The sequence below is a fragment of the Arsenicicoccus sp. oral taxon 190 genome, assembly GCF_001189535.1.
In the GTDB taxonomy this organism is placed as follows: domain Bacteria; phylum Actinomycetota; class Actinomycetes; order Actinomycetales; family Dermatophilaceae; genus Arsenicicoccus.
This window is the reverse complement of the sequence record NZ_CP012070.1, coordinates 1,913,886-1,925,419: the sequence shown is the minus strand read 5'-3', so window position 1 is coordinate 1,925,419 and position 11,534 is coordinate 1,913,886. Positions and strand designations below refer to the sequence as shown.

Here is an 11,534-nt window from a genome sequence, read left to right as displayed (position 1 = left end):
GCTAGGCCGAGCCGCCGGCCTTGTAGCCCACGCCGCGCACGGTCACCACGATCTCCGGGTGCTCCGGGTCGTGCTCGATCTTGGAGCGCAGGCGCTGGACGTGGACGTTGACCAGGCGCGTGTCCCCGGCGTGGCGGTAGCCCCACACCTGCTCCAGCAGCACCTCGCGGGTGAAGACCTGCCAGGGCTTGCGGGCGAGCGCCACGAGCAGGTCGAACTCCAGCGGCGTCAGCGACAGCGACTGCTCGCCCCGCTTGACCGAGTGACCCGCGACGTCGATGGACAGGTCACCGATCGTCAGGTGCTCCTGCTCCACCTCGTCGCCGCGGCGCAGCCGCACCCGCATGCGGGCGATCAGCTCGGCCGGCTTGAAGGGCTTGACGATGTAGTCGTCGGCCCCGGACTCCAGCCCCACCACGACGTCGGTGGTGTCGGTGCGGGCCGACAGCATGACGATCGGGACGCCGGACTCCGCGCGCAGCCGCCGGCACACCTCGACCCCGTCGACCCCAGGCAGCATGACGTCGAGCAGCACCAGGTCCGGCTTGATCTCCCGGAAGGCCGGCAGCGCGGCGGTCCCGGTGGCCACGTGCGTCACGTCGAAGCCCTCGTTGGTCAGCACGATGCCGAGCATCTCGGCGAGCGCGAGGTCGTCGTCGACCACCAGGATCCGGTGCTTCACGGGGGTGCTCCTCACTGCGGGACGTCCTGCGTCATCTTCACACAACGAAGCCCGCGGTAACGGAAGGGTCACGGCCGGGCGGCGTGTCCGGCTCGCGGCTCGCCTGCGCCTCTCCTGCCCCGGGCGGCGCGGCGCGCCACGGCCGTATGCCGCAGCCAGGGCCCGCCGCCTCCCGGTGGGGAGGCGGCGGGCCCTGCGGCATACGGCTCGGGGACCGGTCCGGACGCGGCGCCGGACGGGCCGGGCTCTCAGTAGCGGTAGTGGTCGGACTTGTAGGGGCCGGCAACGTCGACGCCGAGGTACTCCGCCTGGCCCTTGGTGAGCTCGGTCAGGCGCACGCCGAGGGCGTCGAGGTGCAGCCGGGCCACCTTCTCGTCGAGGTGCTTGGGCAGCACGAAGACGCTCTTGGAGTACTCCCCCGGCTTGGTGAAGAGCTCGATCTGGGCGATCGTCTGGTTGGCGAAGGAGTTGGACATCACGAAGGACGGGTGGCCCGTCGCGTTGCCCAGGTTGAGCAGCCGCCCCTCGGACAGCACGATGATCGACCGGCCCGCCGGCTGGCCGTCCTCGCCGGCCTCGGCGAAGGTCCACTCGTGCACCTGCGGCTTGATCTCGGTCTTGGTGACGCCGGGGACCTTGGCCAGCCCGGCCATGTCGATCTCGTTGTCGAAGTGGCCGATGTTGCCGACGATCGCCTTGTCCTTCATCGCGACCATGTGCTCGGTGCGGATCACGTCGAAGCAGCCGGTGGTGGTGATGAAGATGTCGGCCTCGCGGACGACGTCCTCGAGGGTGGCCACCTGGTAGCCCTCCATCGCGGCCTGCAGCGCGCAGATCGGATCGACCTCGGTGACGATGACGCGGGCGCCCTGGCCGCGCAGCGAGTCCGCGCAGCCCTTGCCGACGTCGCCGTAGCCGCAGACGACCGCGACCTTGCCGCCGATGAGCGTGTCGGTGGCGCGGTTGATCCCGTCGATGAGCGAGTGGCGGCAGCCGTACTTGTTGTCGAACTTGCTCTTGGTGACCGAGTCGTTGACGTTGATCGCCGGGAAGAGCAGCTCGCCGGCCCGCGCGAGCTCGTAGAGCCGGTGGACGCCGGTCGTGGTCTCCTCGGTGACGCCCTGGATCTGCTCGGCCACCCGGGTCCACTTCTGCGGGTCCTCGGCCATGGTGCGGCGCACCAGCGCCTTGAAGACGCCGAGCTCCTCCGAGTCGTCCTCGGTGGTGGGCGGCACCTGGCCGGCCTGCTCCCACTCGCGGCCCTTGTGGACCAGCATGGTCGCGTCGCCGCCGTCGTCGAGGATCATGTTGGCCTGCTCGTCCCCCGGCCAGGTCAGGATCTGGTTGGTGCAGTCCCAGTACTCCTCCAGCGTCTCGCCCTTCCAGGCGAAGACGGGGACGCCCTGGGGGTCCTCGGGGGTGCCCTGGCCGACGACGACCGCGGCGGCCGCCTCGTCCTGGGTCGAGTAGATGTTGCAGCTGGCCCAGCGCACCTCGGCGCCGAGCGCGGTGAGGGTCTCGATGAGGACGGCGGTCTGCACGGTCATGTGCAGCGACCCGGCGATGCGGGCGCCCTTGAGGGGCTGTGCCTCGGCGTACTCCTCGCGCAGGGACATCAGACCCGGCATCTCGTGCTCGGCGAGCCGGATCTGGTGGCGGCCGGCCTCGGCCAGGGAGAGGTCGCGGACCTTGTGGTCGATGGTCACGGTGTCGTGCCTTTCGGTGTCGTATGGCGAAGAAGCCCGCCCGCCAGTCTAGGTGACCGGCAGCGACCTGCCCCTCGGGGCGGGCCCCGGGGGGACGTGCCCTCAGGGGCGGTCGGCCGCCCGGAGGTTGGCGACGTGGGGGTTGGTGGAGGGGTCGAGCCCCAGGCCGAGCGCGGCGTAGGCGGCGAGGTAGTCCGTGAGCGCCATGACCTCCGCGAGCCGCAGCACCGGGTGGTCCTGCTCGCTGGTCACCTCGTGCACCCGGACCCCGGCCTCGCGCGCCTCGACCAGGACGGTGTCGGCGAGGACGCCCTGGCCGGGTGGCACCCCGGGGCCCTGCTCGCGGAGCACGAGGAGCCCGAGCGGCGGGGTCTCGGGCGCGTCCAGGAAGGGGTCGGCGAAGATGTCCCGGCCGCCACCGCCCACGCCGCCCACGCCGCGCACGCCGTGGCCCACGCTGCCCACGCCGCGGCCTGCGGCCGCGGTGTAGGGGCCACCGAAGGTGGCGACGACCTGGGAGGCGTTGTCGGGCAGCGCCCCCGGCATGGCGGGGATCCGCGCGGTGCGGGCGAGGGCGGACGCGGCGCGCCGGGCGGCGGCGCCCATCAGCGGCCCGTCGCCGAGGACCAGCGGCACGGTCTCCACCAGCTGGGCTGCGGCGACCTTGGCAGGGTTGACGAAGCTCTCCGAGGAGGGGCGGCAGGCCTCGGCCTGGGCGTCGAGGACGTCGGCCAGCCGGGCGACGACCGGCGGCTCGAGGTCGACCACCCCGACGGACGCGCAGGCCCGCAGCACCGGGGTCAGCATCGCCCACGTGGAGGTGCGGGACGCGACCACGCCCGCCGGCACGGGGACGTGCACGCCGCGGGCGCGCAGCGTCACCTCGGCCAGCGGTGACTCCGCCGCACCGACCGTCACCAGCTGCGCCCCGCGCCGCGCAGCCTCGGCCGCCAGCATCACGGGGCCGGGGGCCCGACCGGACAGGGACACCGCGACCACGAGGTCGAGCGGGCCCACCCACGCGGGCAGCGGGCCGGTCGCCCGGTGGGTGACCGGGACGGGGCCGTGGGCCTCCGCGAGCACGGCGAGGACGTCACCGACGACCGCGGACCCACCGAGGGCGCACACCAGGACGGCACGCGGCCGGTCCTCGCGCTCGAGCCGGGACAACCCGGCCTCGTCGGCCAGGGTCACCGACTCGCGCACCTGCGCGCCCGCCGTGGCGAGCGCGCGCAGGTAGTCCCGGGAGTCGAGCCGGCGGATCTCCTCACCGTCGTCGAGGAGCCGCTCGTCGATCTGGGGCATCAGGGCCTCCTCGGTCAGCGCCGGCACCCGGCGGGGTCGCGCGGGTGCCACCTCGTCACAGGGGGCGCGCCTCGTCCATGAGCAGCACGGGGATGCCGTCGACGACGGGGAAGGCGACGCCGAGCTCGGGGCACTGCAGCTCGGGGCCGTCGGGGCCCTCGGCGTCGACGAGGCGGTGCTCGCCTCCCGGGGAGCGCAGGATCTCGCGCAGCCAGGGCTGGATCTGGGACGGCTGGGTGGTCTCGGACATGCTCATGCCTCTCCTCGGATGATGGCCAGGACCTCGTCCCGGACCTGCTCCATGGTCTCCTGGTCGGACGCCTCCACGTTGAGGCGCAGCAGCGGCTCGGTGTTGCTGGGCCGCACGTTGACCCACCAGGTGCGGCCGTCGCCGTCGGCCTCGTGGGTCGCCGTGAGGCCGTCCAGCTCGTCGACCCGCAGGCCCCGCTCGCCGGCCCAGCGGCGGACCTGGTCGGTGCGCCCGGCCTGGTCGGCGACGGTGGAGTTGATCTCGCCGCTGGCCCGGTAGCGGTCGTAGCGCGCGACGAGCGCCGAGACGACGTCGTCCTGCTCGCCCAGCGCCGCCAGCAGGTACATCGCGGCGAGCATCCCGGTGTCGGCGAACCAGAAGTCCTGGAAGTAGTAGTGGGCCGAGTGCTCACCCCCGAAGACCGCGCCGTGCTCGGCCATCTGCGCCTTGATGTAGGAGTGACCCACCCGGGTGCGCACCGCCCTCGCCCCCAGCTCGGCGATCAGCTCGGGGACGGCGCGGGAGGTGATGACGTTGTGGACGAAGGTCAGCTCGGCGGGCTCGGCGCCGGCGGCGACGGCGCGGCGGGTCTCGCGCTCCACGATGAGGCCGGTGACCGCCGACGGGCTGATCGCCCGCCCCTGCTCGTCGACCGCGAAGCAACGATCAGCGTCCCCGTCGAAGGCCAGCCCCAGGTCGGCGCCCTGCTCGACCACGGCGCGCTGCAGGTCGACGAGGTTGGCCGGCTCCAGCGGGTTGGCCTCGTGGTTGGGGAAGGTCCCGTCCAGCTCGAAGTAGAGCGGGACCACCTCGAGCGGCAGCGCCGGCAGCCCGGCGGCGTCGCCGAGGACCGCGGGGACCGTGAGGCCGCCCATGCCGTTGCCGGCGTCGACGACGACCCGGATCGGGCGGGAGCGCCGCGGCCGGGAGAGGTCGACCAGCCCGCGCAGGAAGGCGGCGTAGTCGCGCAGCAGGTCCTGCTCGCGGACGGTGCCGGTGGCGGTGGGCGCGGCCTCGGTCCGGGTGTCGTGGGCCTCCCCGTCGAGGTCGGCCTGTGCGAGGTCCCGGATCTCGGCGAGCCCGGAGTCCTGGCCGACCGGTCGGGCGCCCGCGCGGCACAGCTTGATGCCGTTGTATGCCGCCGGGTTGTGGCTCGCCGTGAACATCGCTCCGGGCAGCCCGAGGTGGCCGGACGCGAAGTAGAGACCGTCGGTGGAGCACAGCCCGATCAGCGTCACGTCCAGCCCGTGCTGAGCCGCGCCGTCCGCGAACGCGCGGGACAGCTCGGGCGAGGACGGCCGCATGTCGTGACCCACGACGATGCCGTCGGCGCCGTCCGGGAGCGCCACGACGCGGGCGAAGGCCGAGCCGATCGCCCGCGCCACCCGGGCGTCGAGCTGCTGCGGCACGAGGCCGCGCACGTCATACGCCTTGACGAACTGGGACAGGTCGGTGCGAGAGGTCACGCGGGGAGCCTACCGGGCGGGACGGGGCCGGGAGCGGTGCTCAGCGGGACTCGTCGGCGACGGCGCCCTGGCGGGGCGGGGCGTCGGGCGCGGTCCGAGTCGCGGTCCGGGTCTCGGTCCGGGTCTCGGCCTCGGTCCTGGGCTCGGCGCCAGTGCCGGGGTCCGTGTCGGCATCGCTGCCGGCATCGCTGCCGGCAGCGGTGTCGGCGTCGCGCAGCACCCGCAGGTGACCTCGGCGCCCCACCTCGACCGCCGACACCTCGCCGACGGGCCGCTGCACCCGGGCGGACAGCTCGCGGGCGGCCGGGGAGACCTCCCGCGAGGCCACGACGGTGCGGCGGGCGGTGGCCGGCGGGTCGGCAGGGTCGTCCGCGGGCCGCGCGGTCTGCCGGGGCCGTCGCACCGCCTCGGCGATCGCCACGAGCTCGTCGGGCGCGGCCTCCGGCTCGGCGAACTCCGGCACCAGCCGCACGACCTCCCACCCGCGGGGCGCGGTCAGGCGCCGCGCGTGGTCGGCGCACAGGTCATAGGAGTGCGGCTCGGCGTGGGTCGCCAGCGCACCGAGGACGATCTGCGAGTCCGCGTAGACGTAGGTCAGCGTCGCGACGGCGGGCCGGCCGCAGGGCGTCTTGGAGCACAGGCGGGGGACGGTCACGGAAGGGCACCTTAGTCCGCGTCGCGGGTGGCTGCCATCGGCGCGCCGTAGGGTGATGTCGTGAGCACCAACCCGTTGGAGCGTCCCCGCCCGTCCGGCGCCCGGCGCGTCGCGCGCGACCGTCGCGGCCGAGGCCGTCGCGGGCCGCTCGCCTGGCCCCCGGTGCCCGAGATGCTGTCGCGCGAGGACCGGTTCGACCAGCTGGTCCTCGACGCCGTGGAGCGCGTCGCCCCCCGCGCCTCGGGCCGGCTCGACGACGTGGAGGTGGCGGTCGAGCTGGTGCCCGGCGGCGACGTGCTGGTCTCGGCCGAGCAGCAGGGCACGATCCCGCTCGGGCACGCCCGGGCCGCGCAGGGCCGTGGCCGCTCGCGCATCGTCGTCTACCGCCGGCCCGTGGAGAGCCGCGCCCAGGGCACGGCCGAGCTCGGCGCCCTGATCGACATGGTGGTCGTGGAGCAGGCCGCTGCGCTGCTCATGATGGCGCCGGAGGACCTGGACCCCGACTACGACCCAGGGCCGGCCTGAGCAGCGCCGGAGGGGGCGGGGTCAGCGGTCGGGCGTGACGGCATACGGGACCGTCGCCTGCGGGCGCGTCACCAGGGGGGCGATCGTCACCAGGCCGCCCGGCGCCTCCGTGACGACCGCGGCCCGGACGCCGCCGGGGCCCGGGGTGACCCAGACCGACCGGGCGTCGCCGAGGTCGATGCTCACGGCGCTGCGGGAGGGCAGCGGCACGGGCCGCGGGGCCGCGCGGCCCGCGGCGTCGACCAGGGTGACCGTGGCCGTCGTGGGCGAGGCGCCCGGGTTGCTCAGCGCGAGCCGGTGGGTCAGGGCCCCCTGGGCCGGGCGCGCGAGCGGCAGGCCGGTGAGTCCGTCGAGGGGTGCGGTGGCCGGGACCCACGCGAGGTCGTGCACCGGCGCCGCCACGGAGCCGCCGCCCGCGGGCCGCTGGCCGTCGGCCCGCCCCACATATCCCGCTGCCGCGACCGGCACCGAGGCCTCGACCTGCACCGCATAGCTGCCCGCGGGCAGGGCCGGCAGCCCGAGGTCGGCGGTCGCGCCACCGCGCACGCGTCGGCGCAAGACCTCGACGGGGGCCGGGCCGGTCGGTCCGAGGACGGTCACCCGCAGGTCCGCGTCGCGGTCGCCGGGGACGGCCACGCGGACGACGGCCGGGTCGGCCTCCCCCGCGACGGCAAGACCCGGCACGACGAGCAGGCGGTCCGGCGCGACCGCCACCATCACGTCGTCACCGCCCCGGGGCACGATGCCGTCGAGCCACCCGTCGTGCATCACGGCATGGACCGTGCCGCCGCGGGCCACGAGGTGCGCCGCGGGGGCGGGTTCGGACCCGTCGAGCGCGTCCAGCAGCACGACGGTCCGGCCGCGCGGCTGCACCACGATCCCCTGCCCGGCGACGCCGATCACCGGCCCGCGAGTGCCGTGGAGGGTCACGTCGACCGTGACCGCCGTGTCGTGCGGGTTGGTGAGGACGAGGTGCTCCTGGCGCCCCGCCTGCCCAGACCCGCCGAGCAGCCAGGCGTCCGCGACGGGTTCGCTGCAGGGCACCGAGCTGAGGCCGGCGTGCTCGCCGGTCGGCACCAGGGTCTGCTGGACGGCGGTCACGGTGGGGGCGAGTCGACCGTCGGCCCGCACCAGCGCCGAGGCGGCGCCGGCGACGGTCGCGGGCACCACGTCCCCGGGGGCCGTGGTGCGGCCGAGCTCCTGCCCGCCGGCGCTCGCGGTGATCGCGATCGTGCCGGTCGGCCGGGTGGCGGGCACGGCCCCGGCGACCCCGGCCGGGGCGGCGGTGGCCGCCAGCGTCGCAGGCGCCACGTCGGTCACGGGGAGCCCCGGGACCCCGAGCGTCTCCGGGCCGGGGCAGACGAGGGTGCGGCTGGTGATGGGCACGCTGCGGCCCTGCTCGGCGGAGCCGCCGACCTGGGGCGACCCCGCGACGAGCCACCGGGTGTCGGTGGTGGTGGCGCCGGCGACGAGCGCCGCGCCCACCACCGTGACCCCGAGGACCCGCAGCACCCCGCCGCCCCTCATCGGACGACCTCCCCGCCGGGCCGTCGCCGCACCCCGAAGGGCAGCGCCAGCACCACCGTCAGCAGCAGGGACACGGCCTGCGCCAGGCTCCACAGCCGGTGGGCGGGGTGGGGCGTGATCGTCACGTGTCGCGCTCCCTCCGGGAGGTCGTATGCCGCCAGCCCCGCCGCCTCGCGGACCGCCGTCTCGCGGCCGTCCACGCGGACGGTGGCGGTGTCGCCCCAGCCGGGGGCCTGGGCGACGACGATGCGCCGGGCGCCGGCGGGCAGGTCGGCGTCGACGCGGGGTCCGCTGCCGCGGACGGGCACGGTGCCGACGGGGGCACCGTCGGCGTCGACGGCCCGGACCAGGGAGACGGGGACGGAGACGGGAGCGCCGGCGGTCGCGCCTGGGGTCGTCCCGCCGGCGGCAGTCGTCCCACTGGCGGCAGTCGTCCCACTGGCGGCGGTGGCGCCGCGGCGGGGGGTGACGCGCCACAGCGGCGGCCCCTGGGCATCTCCCACCCGCGAGAGTCCCGGCGTGGTGTCCAGGCGCGAGGCGATCGCCGTCGGTGCGGGGTCCAGCCCGACGAAGGCGATCCCCATGCTCGCCAGCCGGTCCGCCACCGGGACGGCCGCGCCGTCGTCACCGGTCACGAGCGACGCGGCCACCTGGGTCACCGGCGTGAGGTCGACGACGGCCGGCAGCTCCCGGGCGATGGCCCCTGGGTCCCCGGGGGTGAGGTCGTGGACGACGACGCGCCCGTCGGGCCGCAGCGCCAGGTATCGCCCGGCGAAGGCGCTCTCCGCGGCGTCCTTCGCCACGGCGGGGACCCGCAGCGGCGCCACGTCCAGGTGGTCATCGAGGCGTTGCAGCCCCAGCCAAAGGCCCTGGGCGAGGACGCTGACGACGACGAGTGCGGCGAGGACGCCGGCACCGACCCGCAGCGCGCGCGACCGGCCGGGGGCTCGGGCGGCGTCGACGCCGACGAGGGCGGCGGCGACGAGCGCGAGCGTGAGGGCCAGCAGCGGGGTCCCGGCCCAGGCCGTGACGTCGTGCGGCACGCCGTGGGCGTCGGTCAGCCGGGCCAGGGTGAGGCGCGGGGCCAGCAGCGCCCACGCCAGGGCCGCGACGGCGAGGGTGGCGAGGGCGCCGGCGCCCGCACCGCGACGACCGGAGACACCGAGGCCCCACAGCCCCGCGAGCACCACCGGCACCATGAGCAGCGAGAGCACCAGCGCCGCCTGCGAGGGCAGGGTCAGGTCGGCCGGCAGCGTCACGGACCCCAGCCCGGGGCCCGGGTCGCGCGGCCACAGGACGGCGGACAGCCACGGACGCGCCGGGGGGCCGTCCGAGGTGAGGCCGGGGCCGACCAGCGTGGAGAGGGGCTCGCGCCAGGGCCGGGCGAGGGCCGGGCCGAGCAGCAGCGGAGGCACCGTGGCGAGGAGGAGCCCCACGAGGCGGCGGCGCCGCGGGCCGGTGGCGAGCAGCCACAGCCCGGCGACCGCGGTGACGAGCAGCGCGACGGGGGCGACGGCGCCGACGACAGCGGCCACGAGCAGCGTGCCGCCCACGACCGGCCACCATGCCTGCGGGCGGCTGCTGGCGGCGATGCCGGCGGCCAGCAGGGGCAGCGCGACCGCGAGCACCGCGACGCCGAGCCGCCCCTCGTCGAGCCCGACGAGGACGGCCGGTGAGAAGGACCAGGCCAGGGCGGCCAGGGCCCGCGGCCAGGGGCGCCGGGTCGCGGCCCGTCCCGAGACGTAGGCGCTCAGCGCGGCCAGCGGGATGGTGGCGAGCAGCAGGGCGGCACCCGCCACGGCGATGGAGGAGGTCGGCTCGCGTCCGGGCAGGTGCTCGACCAACCAGGCCGGCCCGGCGAGCAGCGGCAGCCAGGCGGGCGGAGGCGCCGCGTGGCCCAGCCCCGACGGGACCCACTCGGTGAGGTACCTCGTCCACGCGCCCGCCGCGTCCCCGGTCGCCGGGGCGAGCTCTCCGCCGGCGAGACCGCGGTCCGCCAGCGCGGCGGCCCCGCGGCGCACCACCGGCCACCAGGCGACGGCCGCCAGGGCCGTGGCCAGGACGACGGCGATCACGCCGGGGTGCCGCGCGACGCGGGCTCCGACGTCCTCCCCCGGCAGGTCGACGGCCTCGTCGCTCACCGGGCCGGGCTCGACCACCTCGTCCTCGGGTGCCACGGCGGTCGGCACCTGCGGCAGCCCGAGGTACACCTCGTCCTGCACACCCCGCAGCGCGCGGCCGTGGGACGCCAGCAGGCTCCCCAGGGCGGCGTTGGACACGACGGCCGTGCGGCGTCCTCGCAGGTGGGCACCCACCCAGCGCCACGGCGTGAGCACGGCACCGGCGTCGCTCACCTCGGTCAGCGCGGCCCGAGGCCGCTTGAGCAGGAGCAGCAGCAGGGCGAGCAGCAGCGACCCCACCACGATGCGTATGGCGTACCACGGGGCCAGCCACCCGGGGCAGCGGGCCAGGGCCACCGTCCGGGCCGCCCGACGGTCCCGGCGGCGGGCTCGACCCACCGCGCGTCGGCGCTCGCGCTCCCAGGCGCGACGCTCCCGCTGCACCTGCTCGCGGGAGTAGTCCCGGTCGTCGATCTCCTCCAGCCGCAGGCCGGCGAAGGGCAGGCGCTCGCGCGAGCGCAGGCCGGACGCCGAGGCGCGCACGTCGCGGACCCGGGCCTGAGGGACGACGATGACGCGCATCCCCGCCTGGCGGGCGCGCCAGCACAGGTCCAGGTCACCTCCGACGGGGAGGGCGGGGTCGAGGCCTCCGAGCTGCGCCAGCGCGTCGGCGCGCACCGCCAGGGCACCGCCGGAGACGGCGAGCACGTCGCTGCGGTGGTCGTGCTGGCCCTGGTCGAGCTCCCCGTGCCAGGGCGACGCCACGCGGCGGCCGGTGCGGGAGACGGTCTGACCGACCTCCACGAGCCGGTGCGGGAGGGTGGCGTCGACGTGCTTGGGCCCGGCGACCGTGACGGTGGCCGAGAGCGTGGCCTCCGCGAGCAGGGTGTGCAGGCAGTCGGGCTCGGGGAAGCAGTCGTCCTCGAGGAGCCACACCCACTCGTCGGTGGCCTGCGGGTCGAGGGCGCCCACGTCGCGCAGCGCGGCCATGGCGGCGGAGACGGCCTGCGGCTGCCGGGCACCGCGGGCGACCACGACGTACAGCGTGGGCCCGGGGGTGTCGTCGTCCCCACGCTCCAGCTCGTCGTCCTGGCCGGTGAGGACGACGACGAGGTGACGCAGGGGCAGGGTCTGGGCGCGGACCGCGGCGAGGCACCGGTCGAGCCAGGGGTCGCCGTCGTGGACCACGAGGATGCCGTCGACGGCGACGACTCCCGGGATGCGGGCAGTGCCGGGACGGAGGGGAGAGGTTCCGGTCACCAGTGCTCCGGGGTGGGACGGCAAGGCGTGGCGGGTGC

Annotated in this window: 9 protein-coding genes; 1 reads left to right on the top strand and 8 read right to left on the bottom strand. The window is 76.2% G+C overall.

All coding sequences use genetic code 11. The features are described 5' to 3' along the window. Position 1: 1 nt before the first annotated feature. The 6 genes from mtrA to ADJ73_RS16640 form a co-directional block, all read right to left on the bottom strand. On the bottom strand, positions 2-682 hold the full coding sequence (gene mtrA, locus ADJ73_RS09020; RefSeq protein WP_082176862.1) for an MtrAB system response regulator MtrA: 681 nt from the start codon (positions 680-682) through the stop codon (positions 2-4). Positions 683-930: 248 nt separating this feature from the next. Beyond that, the gene (gene ahcY / locus ADJ73_RS09015) at positions 931-2,388 is read right to left on the bottom strand and encodes an adenosylhomocysteinase (RefSeq protein ID WP_050347998.1); all 1,458 of its coding nucleotides are present in this window, start codon (positions 2,386-2,388) and stop codon (positions 931-933) included. Positions 2,389-2,490: 102 nt separating this feature from the next. Then, positions 2,491-3,693 (bottom strand): SIS domain-containing protein, encoded by a 1,203-nt coding sequence (locus tag ADJ73_RS09010; protein ID WP_050349341.1) that lies wholly within the window; start codon positions 3,691-3,693, stop codon positions 2,491-2,493. A gap of 55 nt (positions 3,694-3,748) precedes the next feature. Beyond that, complete coding sequence (locus tag ADJ73_RS09005; protein ID WP_050347997.1) at positions 3,749-3,949, bottom strand: Trm112 family protein; 201 nt, start codon at positions 3,947-3,949, stop codon at positions 3,749-3,751. Beyond that, positions 3,946-5,409, bottom strand: coding sequence for a phosphomannomutase/phosphoglucomutase (locus tag ADJ73_RS09000; protein WP_050347996.1), 1,464 nt, complete (start codon positions 5,407-5,409; stop codon positions 3,946-3,948). Before ADJ73_RS09000 ends, ADJ73_RS09005 begins: the two co-directional genes overlap by 4 nt. A gap of 40 nt (positions 5,410-5,449) precedes the next feature. Continuing rightward, positions 5,450-6,064 carry a DUF3499 domain-containing protein gene (locus ADJ73_RS16640; RefSeq protein ID WP_082176860.1) on the bottom strand — a complete coding sequence of 205 codons (615 nt, stop codon included), beginning with the start codon at positions 6,062-6,064 and terminating at the stop codon, positions 5,450-5,452. 60 nt (positions 6,065-6,124) lie between these two features. Between ADJ73_RS16640 and ADJ73_RS08990 the strand changes: the two genes are divergently transcribed. After that, positions 6,125-6,589 (top strand): metallopeptidase family protein, encoded by a 465-nt coding sequence (locus ADJ73_RS08990; RefSeq protein ID WP_082176859.1) that lies wholly within the window; start codon positions 6,125-6,127, stop codon positions 6,587-6,589. 21 nt (positions 6,590-6,610) lie between these two features. Here the strand turns inward: ADJ73_RS08990 and ADJ73_RS08985 are convergent, their stop codons facing one another. Continuing rightward, positions 6,611-8,116 carry a DUF5719 family protein gene (locus ADJ73_RS08985; RefSeq protein ID WP_050347995.1) on the bottom strand — a complete coding sequence of 502 codons (1,506 nt, stop codon included), beginning with the start codon at positions 8,114-8,116 and terminating at the stop codon, positions 6,611-6,613. Then, positions 8,113-11,496 carry a glycosyltransferase gene (locus ADJ73_RS08980; protein WP_172669711.1) on the bottom strand — a complete coding sequence of 1,128 codons (3,384 nt, stop codon included), beginning with the start codon at positions 11,494-11,496 and terminating at the stop codon, positions 8,113-8,115. The genes ADJ73_RS08985 and ADJ73_RS08980 overlap by 4 nt, the downstream gene beginning before the upstream one ends. Positions 11,497-11,534: the final 38 nt, after the last annotated feature.